Genomic DNA, 15,432 nt, shown 5'->3' on the forward strand with positions numbered 1-15,432 from the left:
GAGTCCCACCACGCGCGTACCCCTCCGGGCGGAGGCGCCCGCCACGTCGTGCGGGCGCCCCCGCGTGTGCGCGATCTTCTCCGTCACCCAACCGATGTTTCCGCATCAATGCGGCCTCATCGTGGTGTCCATCGCACCGACGCCCGCACAACGACGTGTGCGGCCTCACCGGAAGGTGCACCCCGATGATCCACTCAGTACCCGCCGAACACGCGGACGAGGCAGGCGCCCGGGCCGAGACCATGGCCAGGTTCCTGCGCGACGTACCCGTCCCCTTCACCCGCGTGCTGTCCCTGTGGGTGGGCTACCGCCTGCGCCGCGATCCCCGGCAACCCGACACCCGGCACCACCTCACCCCCCGACAGGCCCACCTGCTCGGGTTACCACCGCACGCGGTGGTGACCAGGCGCGAGGGCTACCTGGTGCCCCACCTCGGCGACCACGGCCCGCGCCTCGCCGCGATCACCGCGCTGGTGCACCAACGCGGCCTCGAACTCGACGAGCCCGGCCGCGACGAACTCGCCCGCGGCTACACCCCGCTCGGCGCGCTGGTCACCGGCGCCCACCGGGCCACCCACTACGCCACCACCACCCGCGCGCCCGACGACCCCGACTTCGCCGACCCGTTGCCCGACGGCCCCGACGACGTGCCCGCCCTGTGGTGCCAGGCCACCCTGCTCAGCGCGGGCAGACCCGTGGCCCTGGTGCGGGAGACCGTCTACCGGGTGGCGTTCACCGGCCGCCGCCCACCGGACCTGACCACCCACTTGACCCCGGCGCCGCCCCGACTGGTGTCCTGATGCGCGCCCGGACCGCCGCGCTCGCCGCGACGACCGTGGCGGCGGGTTCCAGCGGGTACGTGGTCGCGGCGGTCGTGACGGAGGTCGCCGCCGACCACGGCGTCACCACCGCCGCGGCGGGCCAGACGATCACCGCGTTCGCCCTGGCCTACGCGGTCGGCTCGCCCGTGCTGGCGATGCTCACCGCGCGGTTCGAACGGCGGGCCCTGCTGGTGACCGCGCTGCTGGTCGCCGCGCTGGGCAACGTCGGCGCGGCGCTGGCGCCGACGTTGGACCTGCTGCTGGCGGCCCGCGTGCTCACCGCGTGCGGCGCGGCGCTGGCCACCCCGGCGGCCACCGCGGTGGCCGCCCAGCTGAACCCCGGCCACCAGGCCAAGGCGATGGCGGTGGTGACGGCGGGCCTGACCGCGGCCACGCTGCTGGGCGTGCCCGCCGGGCGGTTCGTCGCCGACCGGCACGGCTACCGGGCGGCGTTCGTGCTGGTGGCGGTGTTGTGCGTGGTCGCGGCCCTGGTGGTGCGGTCGGCCGTGCCGCCGGTGCGCCCGGGACCGGCGGTCGGGTTCCGGCAACGGCTCGCGCCGCTGGCCGACCCGCCCGTGCAACGGCTGCTTGCCGTGTCGCTGCTGGCCTGCCTGGCCACGTTCAGCGTCTACGGCTACCTGGGCCCGATCACCGGCCACCCGCCGGACGGCGGTCACCTGCTCGCCTACGGCGTCGGCGGTGTGCTGGGCAACGCGATCGGCGGCGTCGCGGCGGACCGCCACGGGCCGCGCACACCGCTGCTCGTGGCGCTGGCCGGCTGCGCGGCGGTGCTCGTGGTGCTGCCGACGATGTTGGCCGGACTGACGGCGTTCGTCGTGATGGCCGCGTGGGGCGCGCTGTTCTGGGCGTTCAACCCGCCCCTGTTCGCGGCCCTGGTGGCGGTGGACCCGGACCGGGCGAACCTCCTGCTCGCCCTGAACGCGTCCGCCATCTACACCGGCATCGCGGGCGCGGGTGTGCTCGGCGGGGCGGTAGCCGCACCGGTCGTGCCCCTCGTGGGCGCCGCCGTCGCCGTCGCGGCCGTCGTGATCGCCGCCACGAACCGCGAAAGGAGGCTGGTGACGCGCTGATCGACGCGATCCGGGTTAGGTTTGCCCGCATGGCCGGAAAGGTGCCTTCGGTGGAGCTGGAGGTCGGGGACCGCGTCGTGCGGATCTCGAACCCGGATCGCGTCTACTTCCCCGCGCGCGGGGAGACCAAGCTCGACCTCGCCAACTACTACCTGTCGGTCGGCGACGGCATCGTGCGCGCGCTGCGCGAGCGGCCGTGCATGATGCACCGCTTCCCGTCCGGGGTGGCCGGCGAGAAGGTGCACCAGAAGCGGCTGCCCGGCGGCGCGCCGCCGTGGGTCCGGACCGTGCGGGTGCACTTCCCCCGGTACAACCGGCACGCCGACGAGCTGTGCGTGACCGGCGTGGCGGACGTGGTGTGGGCGGTGCAGATGTCGACGGTCGAGTTCCACCCGTGGAACTCGCGCAGCGCCGACACGGAGAAGCCGGACGAGTGGCGCATCGACCTCGACCCGATGCCGGACTGCCCGTTCGACCGGGTGCGGCGGGTCGCGCACGTGGCGCACGAGGTGCTGGACGACCTGGGCGCGGTGGGCTGGCCCAAGACCTCGGGCGGGTCCGGGCTGCACATCTACGTGCGGATCAAGCCGGAGTGGGGTTTCGCCGACGTGCGCCGGGCGGCGCTGGCGTTCGCCCGCGAGGTGGAGCGGCGCGCGCCCGACGACGTGACCACGGCCTGGTGGCGACGCGACCGCGACCCGCGCAGCCTGTTCGTCGACTACAACCAGAACGCCCGCGACCACACCATCGCCAGCGCGTACTCGGTGCGCGGCGTGCCGGAGGCGACCGTGTCCACGCCCGTGCGGTGGGACGAGATCGACTCGCTGGACCCGCGTGACTTCACCATCGCCACGGTGCCCGCCCGGTTCGCGGAGCTGGGCGACCTGCACGCCGGGATCGACGACGCGGTGTTCTCGCTGGAGCCGTTGCTGGAGTGGGCCGACCGCGACGGGCTCGACGACGTGCCGGAGTGAGCGTCGCGGTCGGGTGAGCGTCACCGCAGGACGCGGGGCCGCCGGCGACCCAGCGCGATGCCGTTCTCCACGTGGTGCAGCGCCTCGCGTTCGGTCCAGCCCTCGATGCCGTTGTGCCCCGCGGCGGCGGCCAGCAGCACCGCCATCGCGGTGGCCTCGTCCAACCAGCCCGCGCCGACCAGCTCGCCGAGCCGGCACGCCGCGGTGAAGACGATGTGCGCGCGTGCGCCGGGGCGGGCTTCGCGCACGCGTTCCGCCTCGCCCTCCACCACGGCGGCGCGGTAGGCGTCGACCCGGCGCGGCGAGGACCGTTGGGTCGGGATCGGGAGGTCGTCGCGCGGCGGCGGGGTCAGCACGGCGACCAGCCACCCGGGCGCGGGCGCGACCGGGGCGTCACGCACCACCCGGTACCGGTCGTGGCCGAGCAGGGAGCCGGCGGCGACCACGTAACCGCCGACGCCCCGCGTGTCGACGTGCGGCGCGATCCGGCCGGCGGTGTTGCCCAGCGGCACGTCCGGCGCCTGGAAGTAGCGGTGCTCTCCCCCGCTGGGTGTGGCCACCGTGTAGGTGTCGCGGGGGTCCTCGTCGCCGTGCTGCCAGGCGCAGCGGGCGAACGCCTCGCGGCCGTGCGGCACGTCGAGGTCCACCACCAGCAACCCGGCCGGGCCGCACGAGATGCCGACGTTGTAGGCCCGGTGCGACCACCAGTGCCGGATCCGGTCGCGGTCCAGGGTCGCCTCGTCGTCCCAGCCGCGCAGCGCGGGCGTCTTCCCGTGCGGGCGCAGCGGCATCACGGGCCAGCCTCGCGCGGCGGCGGCCAACGCCGCCCGGTACCTGGTCATGCTCGTTCCCCCTAGTGTCGGGCAACGGGGGAAGCGCCGCCGATCTCCAGTCTGCCGTGGTCAGCGCGGCCGGTACAGGGCCACCAGGACGCCGTGCACGGCTTCGTCGCCTCCCGCGTCCTCGGTCTGGTCCACCAGTCGTCGCAACGTCTCGCCCAGTTCACGCGCTCCGCTCTCGGTGAGCCGGAGGTGGCGCAACACCAGCACCGGTTCACCGGGCGCCCGCCGCAGCTCCTCGGCAACCGCGCCGAACAGCGCCTCGGTGTGCTCCGCCGCCGGACCCGGCACCGAGATGCGGCGGGACGTGCGCTGGTAGTACTGCTCCGTGCCGCCGCGCACCCGCCGCGTCTCGGCGACCCGCACCAGCCCGGCCTCGCGCAGCACCTTCAGGTGGTGGCCGACGTTGCCCTTCTGGGCGCCGAGCGACACGGCGAGCTGGCTGGTCGTCGCGGGTGCGCGGCCGAGCGCGAACAGCAGGCGTTGCCGCAGCGGGTGCGCCAACGCCTTGTACTGCTCGGGCGAACCGATCTCCAGGACCTCGTCCACCCGCCAAGTGTCTGTATCTCTTGACGCTTTCGCAACGCCGCTGGTCTACTCCCCCGACATGGACACCGCAGCGATCATCGGCCGGACCCGCGAGCTCCTGGTCGGGCACTACGTCTTCCCCGACGTCGCCGGGCAGCTGGACGCCCTGCTCGCCGCACGCCTGGCCGCCGGCGCGTACGGGGTGGCGACCCCGGCGGAGCTTGCCGCCGTGGTGACCGCGGACCTCCAGTCGCTGAACAGCGACCGGCACCTCCGGCTGAAGTTCCACGCCGACGAGGTGCCCGACGGCGACGACGCGGCGGTGATGCGGCAGGTGGCCCGCGAGTTCGACCTGTCCCTGGGCGGCGTGCCGCGACTGCGGCGGTTGGCGGGCGGGGTGGTGCACCTGGTGCTGGCGCCGTCGCTGTTCCCGCTCGAGTGGGCCGCCGAGGGCATCACGGCCGCGTTCACGCTGGCGTCGCGCGGCGAGGCGTTGGTCGTCGACCTGCGCGACAACACCGGCGGCGCCCCGGAGACGGTGGCGTTCGCGTGCAGCTACCTCCTGGACGAGGCAACGCACCTCAACACCATGCACGGCCGGGGCGGCGAGGTGTTCCGGCAGTTCTGGAGCCAGGCCCACGTGCCGGGCAGGCGGTTCGGCGGCGAGAAACCGGTGTACGTGCTGACCAGCGGGAAGACGTTCTCCGGTGCCGAGGAGCTGGCGTACGACCTGCAGCAGCTCGGCCGCGCCACCGTCATCGGCGAGCGCACGGGCGGCGGCGCGCACCCGCGCGGGGGCTACACCGTGCACCCGCACCTGGAGGTGACCGTCCCGACCGCGCGGGCGGTCAACCCGGTGTCGGGCACGAACTGGGAGCTGGTCGGCGTGGAGCCGGACATCGCCGTCCCGGCGGCGGACGCCCTGGACCGCGCGCACCGCGAGGCGTTGACCGAACTCGACCGCCGGGGCGGCGACTCACCGGTCCTCGCGGAGGTGCGTGCCGCCCTGGCCGGGTGAGGTCGCCGACCGGCTCCGGGTCGGGTTCGCCGGACGGGCTGAGGTGTACCGGCGAACCGGCCGGGTCGGCCGGGAGCAGAAGGGAACCGACCACGCCCGGTCCCGGGAGCCACGCCTACGACGTGCGCGCCGCACGCGCCTGCGTGGCGAGTACGACGACCGGGCGTGCCGGATCAAGGTGTTGCGGCGGCGTACTCCGACACGACAACGGCCGGCTGAAGGACTTCGACGTCTCGACGACCCGCGACCAGGCGGTGAACGTGCACTTCCCCAGCAGTGACGGCACAGCGCGCTAGCCCGCCGGCGCATCAGCCGAACACCCCGATGGTGGCCCGGCAGCTGCCGTGGCAGAAGCCGCCGACGCGGAAGTACCGCCCGGTCGACCACGCCGTCGCCGTGCCCGGCACCGCAGTGATGCCGCGCATCGAGCTGTGCGCCAGGCTCTCCGGGGACTCCGTGCTCCAGTTCCCGGCCAGGTGGCGGCCGAGGAACGGCATCGACGCGGCGCCCCACCTTGGTCTCGCCGGCCACCCACAGACCGCCGCGCCCGTCGTGGGCCGCCGCGTCGATCCTGGTCCCGGCGGCGGTGAGCGGCATCGCCACCTCGGCCCACGCGCTGCCGGTCCAGCGCAACGTCAGGGGGCGGCCGTCCGCGCGGCCAACGGCCCTCACCTCGGCGCCCACCGCGACCACGTCGGTCAGCTCGACCTGGTACGCGCCGAAGGTCGGCACCGGCACCACGCCCTTGGCCTCGGCGTACGTGCCCGCCGACGGCAGGGCGAACCGCTCCAGCGCGGTGCCGTTCCAACGGTGCGCGACCGGGTACCGGGTCAGGCCGGAGCCTTCACGCCCCTCCGCCCAGCCGGTGCTGTCGGACACGAACGCGACGTCGGAGAACCGGGCCTGCGAGCCGTCCGGCACGACGCCCACGGCCTTCATCCACACCCCGCCGCGCTGCGCCGGCAGCAGTGGCCGGGTCGCGCCGGAGACCCAGTCCTGGCCCGCGGCGAGCACCCCACCGCCGCCGGCGTGCAGGCCGAACAACGCGGAGTAGCCCGTCAGCGCCGACAGGTCCTCCTCGTCCCGCCACCGCCGTCGCGGTCGTCGAAAGCACGCCGAACGCGATCGCCATCGCGGTCGCCTTCCAGTTCCCGCCCACCATCACCTCCATGTGATCATGTCGTGATCGAGTGTGGGTGAGCGGATCCCCCGACCGGAAGGGCCGGGCGGTGACGGTAAGGAGGCGGTAAGGAGGCGGTAAGGAGGCGGTAAGCCGCTCGGGTAACCCCCGCGTGCGGGACGGCGTTCATCCCATCGGGTAGTGATAATGACCTCCTGGTCCCATAACATGGTTCTAGGGGGCCGCTATGAATCGCAATGAGGTCATGGAAGACGGTGACCTCGTCGAAAGATTCGCGCGCCGACTCCGGTTGTTCGATTCCAACGCCGATGGCATCGTGCGCCGGCGCGACGTGGCGGCGGTCGCCGAACGACTGATCCGGGCATTCCGCGTCGACACCCAGTCGATCGGCGCCGAACGGATCCGCAGCGCGTACGAGATGCTCTCGCTGGCGTTGCTCGCGGACTTCGGCGACCTGGCCCGGGACGAGGTCTCGATGCCGGGGTTCACCGCGGCGCTGGCCGCCGACCCGGCCCGGATGGCAGGCCTCGGCCGCCGGATCGCCCGCACCGACGCCTCCGCCGTGCGCGAGTGCCTCGCACCGGTCGGAGCGGTCGTGAAGGCCGAGCACATCGCCGAGGTGATCGTGGTGCTCGGCGCGCACCCGGGCCACCAGCCGGTGATCCAGCGGGCGCTGGAACGCGACGGCGCGCTGATCCGGCTGGCTGCCACGATCCGCCCGTTCTCCGATCACTTCACCGGTTCCGGCCACCCCGGGCTCTACGGCCGGCCATAAGGTCGCGGACATGGCGGAATCGGATGACCAGTACGACGCGCTCGGCGAGCTCTACGAGCGCACCAAGCACATCCCGACCGGGTTGGCCGAACGCGCCACGCTCCTGGCCGCGTTGCCCGACCTGCGCGGGAAATCGGTGCTCGACGTCGCCTGCGGCACCGGCTTCTACCCGCGCGAGTTCCGCCGCCTCGGCGCGGACCCGGTGGTCGGCGTCGACTCGGCGAACGAGATGGTCGCCCACGCCCGCGAGGCGGAGAGCCGCGCGCCGCTCGGCATCACCTACCACCGGCACGACGCCGCCACGTTGCCCGTGCTGGGCGTCTTCGACGTGGTGACCGCGATCTGGCTGCTCGGGTACGCCGAGAACGAGGCCGCGCTCGACCGGATGATCGGCAACCTGCGCGCGAACCTCGCACCCGGCGGAACGCTCGCCGTGCTGGTGCCCAACCCCGACCCGGACTGGGACGTGCTCGCCGACTACGCCCGCTACGGCTACGAGGTGATCCGCACCGGCCCGCCCGGCGCGCGGCAGCCGGTGGTGGTGCGCGTGTTCGGCGACCCGCCGTTCGACTTCGACTCGTTCTACTGGCTCGGCGGGGTGCTCAAGGCCGCGCTGACCCGCGCCGGACTGCACGACGTCACCCGGCACGCCACCGTCGTGCCCGAGGACGGGCGCGGTGAGGAGTTCTGGGGTCCGCTGCGCCGCAGCCCGAGCTTCGCGGTCTTCACCGGTCGCGCCTGATCCGGGTCCCGCTGTCGGACCCGGATGGCAGGATTTCCCCCGTGACCGTTCCCGCCGTGCTGCGCACGCTGGCCCGCCTCAGCGCGTCCGAACAGCCCCAGCGGGTGCAGCTCGACCTGACCAAGACGGCCGGGCTGGTGTGGATGGGCGCGGACCAGTCCGCGTGGCGCACGCTCGCCGAGGGAGGGCAGCTGCCGAGCTGGACGCCGGTGCCCTGGACCGCGCGGCCGGACCAGCACGCGACCGTCGACCGGTTGGCGTCGTTCGACGCGTTGCACCAGGAAGACCGACTGCTGCGGCTGGGGTGGGCGTTCCTGTGCGGACCGACGACGGTGAACGGGCAGCGCAGGCGAGTGTGCCTGCCGTTGGTGTCGCGGCCGGTCCGGCTGCACCCGGCGGGGTGGCGCACCTACGTGTTCCAGGTCGCCGGCGACGTGGGGATGTTCCCGTTGCTGGACGACTGGTCGAAGGCGGCGGAGTTGGAGACGCGGCTGGCCAGGGACACCGAGTGGATCAAGGCGACGCTGGCCGCGAGCGGGTTCGACGACGTCCCGGTGCTCGGGCCGAAGCACGACCCGCGCGGGCTGATCGGCGGTGACGAGTTGGTCGTGGTGGCCGGGGCCGGGCTGCACGCGGGCGAGCCGGTGGTCAGCACCGAGCGCGGCTCCGCGCTCTACACGTGGGCGCGCCGCGCCGGCGTGGAGCAGACCGCGCTGGCCGGGCTGTACTCGTCGGCCGAAGACGCCGCGGTCGACCACGACGACGTGGTGCACGGCCCGTTGCCGTTGAGCCCGAGCCAGCGGGCGGCGGTGGTGGCGGCCCGCACCGCGCCGGTGACCGTGATCGGCGGGCCGCCGGGCAGCGGCAAGACGCACACGCTGGCCGCGATCGCGCTGGACGCGGTGGCGTCGGGCCGTTCGGTGCTGCTGGCCAGCCGGACCCGCAACGCCGCCGACGTGCTCGGCGAGGCGTTGCGGCGCGCGGGCGGGCCGGTGCCGGTGCTGTTCGGCGACTCCGAGCTCCGGCAGGAGATGGCGCGCGACCTGAGTGCCGGGCTGGCCGCCACCACCGTGAAGGGCGAGCTGGAGCAGCTGGACCGGAGCCGGAAGACCGCGGTCGCGGCGGTCGCGCGGATCGAGCGCGCGGTGCGCGAGGCGTTGCGGGACGAGGAGCTGGTCGAGGCGGCGGTGCGGTTCGAGGCGCTGATGCCGGCGCACCGGATCGTGACGCCGCGCGCGTTCGACGAGGGCGTGGACTTCGAGCGGCTGCACGGGCTGCTGCGTCCGCGCCACGGGCTGTTCGGCGGGTGGCGGACGCGGTGGGCGGTCCGGTCGGCGCGGCGGCTGACGGGCGCGGCGGACGACGTGGAGGTGGCGGACCTGGAAGCGGCGGTGCGGGCCGCGGAGCAGTCGGCCGCGCAGGTCCGGGTCGCTGCGAACGGCGGCACGTCGCTGGAGGCGCTGCGCGGGCTGCTGGCCGAGGAGGACGCGCGCGGGCACACCGCGATCGCCGCGTGGCTGGCCACCCTGGCGGTGAGCCGCCGCGGCGCGGGGCCGCGGCGCGCGGTGGCGGCGTTGGCGACGGCGTTGCGGTCGGGCCGGGCGGCGCGGCGGCGGGCGTTGGCGGACGTCTCGACCTCGGACCTGGTCCAAGCCCTGCCGTTGTGGGTGGGGACGTTGGCCGACGTGGAGGACATCCTGCCCGCCGTGCCGGGCGCGTTCGACCTGGTCGTGATCGACGAGGCGAGCCACGTGGACCAGCCGCTGGCGGCGCCCGCGCTGCTGCGCGGCAGACGGGTGGTGATCGGCGGCGACCCGCGTCAGCTGCGGCACGTGTCGTTCGTCGGCGAGCAGGCCGTGCGCGAGGCGTTGACCGCGGAGCGCACGGAGTCGTTGGCGGACCGGCTGGACGTGCCGAAGGTGAGCCTGTTCGACGCGGGCGCGGCGGCGGCCGGTGTGCACTGGCTGACCGAGCACCACCGCTGCGCGCCGCACCTGATCGGGTTCGCCGCGACCCGGTTCTACGAGGGCCGGATCGCGCTGCTCACCACGCACCCGTCGATCGCGGACGTGGACTGCATCGACGTCGAGCACGTCGACGGCGTCCGCGACGACAAGGGCGTGAACGAGGTCGAGGTGGACGCGGTGCTCGCGCACCTGCGCCGCCGGATCGCCGCCGGCGTCCGCTCGATCGGGGTCGTCACGCCGTTCCGGGCGCAGGCGGACGCGTTGGAACAGGCCCTGCTCGACCGGCTCAGCCTGGACGAGATCACCACGGGCGGGGTGCGGGTCGGCACCGTGCACGGTGTGCAGGGCTCGGAGTTCGACGAGGTCGTGGTCAGCCTGGCGTTGACCGGCTCCGACCGGCCGGCGGCCTGGCGGTTCGCCAACGACCGCAACCTGCTGGCCGTGCTCACCACGCGGGCACGACGGCTCGTGCACGTCGTCACGTCGGCCGCCGAGCCGGTCGGGCTCATCGGCGAGTACCTGCGGCACGCCGAGGTCCCGCCGACCGAGACCGAGGGCGCCGTGCCGTCCGACGAGTGGACCGCGCGGTTGGCCGCGGAGCTGGCCGGGCTCGGTCTGGCGGCGCGCACCGGCTACCCGGTCGGCCAGTGGCGGGTCGACCTGGTGGTGGGCGAACGCGGGTCGGCCGTGGCCCTGGACACCCGGCCGCACCCGGACGGCGCCGCGGCGCACCTGGCCCGCTGGCGTGCCCTGCGCGGCGCGAGCTGGCGGGTGCACGACGCGTTCCCCAGCCGCTTCGGCGGCGACCCGGCGCGGGCGGCGGTGGAGTTGGCGCAGGAACTCGCGCCGCTGCCGACTACGCCCGCTCGCGCAGCCAGTTCAACGCCGACGGAGCGGACGTGACGATCGAGACGTGGCCGTCGTCCGGCGACAGCCTCAGTTCGGCTCCGGCGCACCGGCGTGCCAGCCACTCGGCGTGCGAGCTGGGCACCACGCGGTCACGCCGACCGTGCAGCAGGAGCACCGGCGCGGTCACGTCGGCGGGGTCGAACCCCCACGGGTTGACGTAGGCGAGGTCGTCGTCGATCCACGCGTCCGGCCGCCCCGCCCGCACGGCCGGGCCCACGACGTCGTCGAACCACGACCACTCACCGGCGAGGGCGGCGAAGTCCGCCTCGGTGAACTCGGGGTCGTACCCGACGCCTGAGGCCTCGAACCGCTCCTTCACCGCACGTCCGGCCTCGGCCGCGCGCAGGGACGCCACGCCGGACGCCGCCATGCCCCCGAACCAGTCGAGCCCGTCCGCGCGGAAGGGCGCGAGCCCGGCCAGGCTGACCACGCCGAGCACCCGTTGCGGCAGCAGCGCGCCGCACGCCAGGGCGTGCGGCCCACCGCCGGAGTACCCGACCACCGCGAACCGGTCGATGCCCAACGCGTCGGCGACGGCGGCGGTGCAGGTCGCGGCGGACGCGATGTCCCGGCCGGGGTTCGGCGTCGAGCCGCCGTAGCCGGGGCGGTCGTAGGACACCCAGCGGAGGCCGAGCCGTTCGGCGGCGGGGAAGAGCGGCGCGGGAGGCGCGCCGATGTTCGGTGTGCCGTGGTGCCAGATGACGGCCAGCTCGCCTGTGCCGGTGTCGTACGCGTGCAGCGTGCGGCCGTCGTCCAGGTCGATGTCGATCTCCGTCAGCACGGGCGGAGCCTAACAGCGGTGAAGATCGCACCTCGTGTTCGACGAGCGGTGGACGGTGGTCCCGGCGCGGCCGGTCGCCACCAGGTGGGCCACCCGTCGGGCGGAGAAACTCGTGCTGGGCGTCGTGCACAACGTGACGTCGGCGACGCGGCTGTTCGACGTGCTGCCGCTGATCGCCACCGACCCGAGGGTCCAGGTGCTGTTCGCCTGCACCGGGTCGTCCGCGTTCACGCCGGGCACGGCCGAGCACCTGGCCGACCTCGGCGTGCTGACGATCGACTGGGCGCAGGCCGAGCGGACGCGGTTCGACCTGGCCATCGCGTCGAGCTACGGCGGCCCGCTGGAACGGCTGCGCGCACCGCTCGCGGTATTGCCCCACGGAATGGGATACAACAAGTACTTGGAAATCGGGAACCGGAAACCGGTTTTCGGGTTGTCTCCCGAATGGCTGACCCACCGCGGTCGGTTGATCCCGTCGAGCGTGATCCTCTCGCACACCGAACAGCTGGACCGGTTGCGGTCGAGCTGCCCGCAGGCCGTGCCGGCGGCGGTCGTCGCGGGCGATCCGTGCTTCGACCGGATGTTGGCCAGCGGCCCGCTGCGTGAGACGTACCGGGCGGCGCTGGGTGTCGGGCGCGGTCAACGACTGGTGGTCGTGTCCTCGACGTGGGGCCCCGGCAGCCTGTACGACCAGGCGGCGGACGTGGTGCGCCGGCTGCGGCTGGAGCTCCCCCTGGACGAGTACCGGATCGCGCTGGCGCTGCACCCGAACACCTGGTTCGGCCACTCGCCGTGGCAGATCAGGATGTGGCTGCAGGAGTGCGAACGGGCCGGGGTCGTGGTGCTGCCGCCGGAAGAGGGTTGGCGTGCCGCGCTCGTCGCGGCGGACGTGGTGGTCGGCGACCACGGTTCGGTCACGTTCTACGGCGCGGCCCTCGGCCGGCCGGTGCTGCTCGCCGCCGCCGCGCCGGACGCCGTCGACCCCGCGTCGGCCGTGGGTCGCTTCATCGCCGAAGCGCCCCTCCTGGACCTCGACCGACCGCTGCGCGTCCAACTCGACTCGACCGGGGTGAGCGACGAACTCGCCGCCATCGCCGCCCTGGTCAGCTCGGCACCGGGACAGGCAGCGACGTTGCTGCGCACCGAGTTCTACCGCCGGCTGCACCTCACCGAGCCGCTCGACGAGCCGGAGGTTCGCACGATTCCCGTCGCACGCGTGCACACGCCACCGGTCGTGCACCAGTGGGTGGCCGTCGAACTCGACGCGCCCGACCGGGTCCGCGTGGCCCGCTTCGCCGTCGACCTGCGTCGTGCTTCACCACCGCACAGCCACCTGGTGGTGGGTGTCGGCACCCCGAACGCCGCGATGCTGGAGAGCGCGGAGGTCGTGGTCCAGGACCACGCCGGGGACGCGGAGCGGTGGATCGCGGCGATGTTCGACGCGTTGCCGGGCCTCGGGTCGGCGTCCATGCCCGACCACTCCGGGCGGTGGCTCGTCGGCACGCGCGACGGCGCGCTCCTCGCCTTCACCGGTCCCGCCCGTGCCGGCCGGGTGTGGGCGTCGGTCGTGCACGCCTGGCACCTCGCCGCCACCGCGGCCCCCGCACGCGTCACCGTGACGCTGGCCGGCGAGGAGCACACCGCCGAGGTGCGTCAGCTCCGGGCGGCCAGCCGCTGAGCGGTGGCGGCCATGGCCGTGACGAACCCGTGCTCGGCGTACAACGCGATCGCCTGCTCGTAGTAGGCCTTCGCGGCGTCACCGCTCTCCAGGTCACCGAGCGCGTCGAGCACCTGGGCGTGGTCGAACGGCCAGTCCTGCTCGGCCGTGATCGCCCCGGCCTGCGCCAAGAGCTCCCGTGCCCGTTCGGTCGACCCCGACTCGCCGAGCTTGCGCCCCTGCCACAGCATGATCTTGGCGACGTTGCGCGGCTCCGGCGCGGCCAACCCGCGGAACCCCGTCAACGCCCGGTCCAGCAGCACGACGGCCGCCTCCGGCGGTTCGGCCTTGGCCAGGTGGAACCGCGCGAGCGCGAGCCGACGCGGGTCGCCGACCGACTCGGCCAGCTCCAGGTTCCGCCGCAGCACCGCCCGCGCCTCGTCCGACTCCCCGCGAGCCAGTCGGGCCAACCCGGCGCACTCCAGCGCGGTCGCCTCGGCTTCGACGTCACCGATCCGCCGGGCGAGGTCGACCGCCGACGAGCACCGGGTGAGCGCCGCGTCGGTGTCGCCGAGGTGCAGGTGGGCGAACCCCATCTGGGTCAGCAACACCGCCCGCGCCACGTCGCCGGCCAGGTGCTCCGCCGCGCGCACCCCGAGTTCGTTCGTGGCGAGCAGGTCGTCGTAGTACTTGCCGGGCTCGTACAACGCCCACAGCACCAGGCCCAGCACCACGACCGCGTCGAGCGCACCGTCCTCGTAGGACGCGGTCGTCACCGCGCGCAGGTTCGCCCGCTCGCGTTCCAGCCACCCGCGCGGGTCGGACTCGGCGGTGTGCCCCGCCGACGGCCGGACGTCGGGGAACAGCTTGCGCCGCCACACCCGCTGCCCCATCACGGCGGCTTCGGCGGTGACCGCGCCGGCGACGTACCAGTCGGCCAACCGCCGCCGGACGGCGTCTCGCTCGGCCCGGTCGACCACCTCGCCGATCCGCGCCGCGTGCCCGCGCAGGAGGTTGTGCACCACCAGCCGACCGGCGACCGGGTCCTCCGCCACCCTCAGCGACACCAGCTCGCGCGCCGCGCCGCGGGCCTTCGCCTCGCCGACGCCCATGCCCGCCGCCAGGGCCGCGACCGACACGTCGCCGGTGCCCGGGTGCGCGCCCAACACCCGGTAGGCGTTCTGGGCGAGCGGGCTCAGACGGGCGTAGGTGGCGTCGAACAGCGAGCCGAGCGTCGGCTCGTCGCCGACCGCCGCGGACGCGAGGCCGGCTTCCCGGTCGGCCAGCTCCTCGAGCAGCTCGGCGATCGACGACGTCGGCTGCTCCGCGAGCATCCCGCCGATCAGGCACAACGCCACGGGCAGGCCCGAGCACAGCTCCAGCGCCGCGTGCAGCGCGTCCGCGTCGTCGTGCACCCGGTCACCGGCGAACTGGCGCAGCAGCTCCACCGCCATGTCCGGTTCGAGCGGGTCGATGTCGATCACCGTGGCCCGTTGCCGCGCCAGCACCCCGAACGCGCCGTGACCGGTGACGAGGACGACCGAGCCGCCGGGGCCGGGCAGCAGGGACCGGACCTGCGCGGGCGAGACCACGTCGTCGAGGAACACGGCCAGCGACAGCCCGTGCGTGGCCGAACGGAACATCGCCGCCCGCGACGCCAGGTCCGCGGGCAGGTTCTCGCGCCGCACACCGAGCGACACCAGGAACTCGCCCAGCACCTCGCGCGGCGCGACCTGCTGATCGCTCCACGCGCCGAGCGTCGCGTACAGCTGGCCGTCGGGGAACCTGTCGCGGACGTCGTGCAGCCAGGCCGTGGCCACGGTCGACTTGCCGCTGCCGCGCGGCCCGAGCACGACCTTGATCACCGGCTCGTCCAACGGCGGCCGGTCGGCGATGCCCCGCTCCAGCTCGGCCAGCACGCGCACCTGGTTGACCAGGTCGACGGGCGGCGGCAGCTGGTGCGGCACCTTCGTGGGAGGCCAGGGGACGCCGTGGAAGTGCACCCCGCCGTTGACCTCGCCGGCCTGCACCACCGCGTGGGCCGACCCGCCGAACTCGTTGCGCGCCGTCCGCTCCTCGCCGACCACCCGTGACCTCCCGCCTCGAGGCAAGATCGTCGGGCCAGCCTAGCGAACTGCGGACGCCGGACGTGGCCGGTTCGCTACCCGACGTCACCACGTCGGGAAAGT

14 protein-coding genes are annotated in these 15,432 nt (G+C 74.3%); 9 read left to right on the forward strand and 5 right to left on the reverse strand.

The window, feature by feature from the left end; all coding sequences use genetic code 11:
• The first annotated feature begins 185 nt into the window (after window positions 1–185).
• From AB0H12_RS23630 to ligD, 3 genes are read left to right on the forward strand one after another with little or no spacing between them, the layout of a single operon-like run.
• Window positions 186–800, forward strand: coding sequence for a hypothetical protein (locus AB0H12_RS23630; RefSeq protein WP_499625266.1), 615 nt, complete (start codon window positions 186–188; stop codon window positions 798–800).
• Window positions 800–1,912 (forward strand): MFS transporter, encoded by a 1,113-nt coding sequence (locus AB0H12_RS23635; protein WP_499625268.1) that lies wholly within the window; start codon window positions 800–802, stop codon window positions 1,910–1,912. Before AB0H12_RS23630 ends, AB0H12_RS23635 begins: the two co-directional genes overlap by 1 nt.
• Window positions 1,913–1,941: 29 nt before the next feature.
• On the forward strand, window positions 1,942–2,886 hold the full coding sequence (gene ligD / locus AB0H12_RS23640; protein ID WP_499625269.1) for a non-homologous end-joining DNA ligase: 945 nt from the start codon (window positions 1,942–1,944) through the stop codon (window positions 2,884–2,886).
• Window positions 2,887–2,906: 20 nt separating this feature from the next.
• Here ligD and AB0H12_RS23645 read toward each other — a convergent pair whose 3' ends face one another.
• Together AB0H12_RS23645 and AB0H12_RS23650 are read right to left on the reverse strand one after the other, a co-directional pair.
• The gene (locus AB0H12_RS23645) at window positions 2,907–3,728 is read right to left on the reverse strand and encodes a bifunctional DNA primase/polymerase (protein WP_499625271.1); all 822 of its coding nucleotides are present in this window, start codon (window positions 3,726–3,728) and stop codon (window positions 2,907–2,909) included.
• A gap of 60 nt (window positions 3,729–3,788) precedes the next feature.
• The gene (locus tag AB0H12_RS23650) at window positions 3,789–4,274 is read right to left on the reverse strand and encodes an ArsR/SmtB family transcription factor (RefSeq protein ID WP_499625273.1); all 486 of its coding nucleotides are present in this window, start codon (window positions 4,272–4,274) and stop codon (window positions 3,789–3,791) included.
• Between the two features lie 58 nt (window positions 4,275–4,332).
• Here AB0H12_RS23650 and AB0H12_RS23655 point away from each other — a divergent pair, with 58 nt between their 5' ends.
• A complete protein-coding gene (locus tag AB0H12_RS23655; protein ID WP_499625275.1) occupies window positions 4,333–5,271 on the forward strand; it encodes a S41 family peptidase in 939 nt (312 codons plus the stop codon).
• A 308-nt stretch (window positions 5,272–5,579) separates the two neighbouring features.
• Here the strand turns inward: AB0H12_RS23655 and AB0H12_RS23660 are convergent, their stop codons facing one another.
• A complete protein-coding gene (locus tag AB0H12_RS23660; protein WP_499625277.1) occupies window positions 5,580–5,768 on the reverse strand; it encodes a hypothetical protein in 189 nt (62 codons plus the stop codon).
• Between the two features lie 89 nt (window positions 5,769–5,857).
• Between AB0H12_RS23660 and AB0H12_RS23665 the strand changes: the two genes are divergently transcribed.
• From AB0H12_RS23665 to AB0H12_RS23680, 4 genes are all read left to right on the forward strand, one after another.
• The gene (locus AB0H12_RS23665) at window positions 5,858–6,325 is read left to right on the forward strand and encodes a hypothetical protein (RefSeq protein ID WP_499625279.1); all 468 of its coding nucleotides are present in this window, start codon (window positions 5,858–5,860) and stop codon (window positions 6,323–6,325) included.
• A 403-nt stretch (window positions 6,326–6,728) separates the two neighbouring features.
• A complete protein-coding gene (locus AB0H12_RS23670; protein WP_499625281.1) occupies window positions 6,729–7,187 on the forward strand; it encodes a hypothetical protein in 459 nt (152 codons plus the stop codon).
• A gap of 10 nt (window positions 7,188–7,197) precedes the next feature.
• Window positions 7,198–7,929: a class I SAM-dependent methyltransferase gene (locus AB0H12_RS23675; protein WP_499625283.1), complete on the forward strand. Its 732-nt coding sequence runs from the start codon at window positions 7,198–7,200 to the stop codon at window positions 7,927–7,929.
• Between the two features lie 41 nt (window positions 7,930–7,970).
• Window positions 7,971–10,799: a DEAD/DEAH box helicase gene (locus AB0H12_RS23680; protein ID WP_499625285.1), complete on the forward strand. Its 2,829-nt coding sequence runs from the start codon at window positions 7,971–7,973 to the stop codon at window positions 10,797–10,799.
• On the opposite strand, the gene AB0H12_RS23685 is transcribed toward AB0H12_RS23680, so the two are convergent.
• Complete coding sequence (locus AB0H12_RS23685) at window positions 10,753–11,586, reverse strand: alpha/beta fold hydrolase (RefSeq protein WP_499625287.1); 834 nt, start codon at window positions 11,584–11,586, stop codon at window positions 10,753–10,755. The two genes, AB0H12_RS23680 and AB0H12_RS23685, sit on opposite strands and share 47 nt — an antisense overlap.
• A 34-nt stretch (window positions 11,587–11,620) precedes the next feature.
• Here AB0H12_RS23685 and AB0H12_RS23690 point away from each other — a divergent pair, with 34 nt between their 5' ends.
• A complete protein-coding gene (locus AB0H12_RS23690) occupies window positions 11,621–13,264 on the forward strand; it encodes a hypothetical protein (protein WP_499625288.1) in 1,644 nt (547 codons plus the stop codon).
• Here AB0H12_RS23690 and AB0H12_RS23695 read toward each other — a convergent pair.
• Window positions 13,240–15,330, reverse strand: coding sequence for a tetratricopeptide repeat protein (locus AB0H12_RS23695; RefSeq protein ID WP_499625290.1), 2,091 nt, complete (start codon window positions 15,328–15,330; stop codon window positions 13,240–13,242). The genes AB0H12_RS23690 and AB0H12_RS23695 overlap by 25 nt on opposite strands.
• Between the last annotated feature and the right edge of the window lie 102 nt (window positions 15,331–15,432).

The sequence above is a fragment of the Actinosynnema sp. NPDC023794 genome, from assembly GCF_040639675.1.
GTDB lineage: Bacteria > Actinomycetota > Actinomycetes > Mycobacteriales > Pseudonocardiaceae > Actinosynnema > Actinosynnema luteola.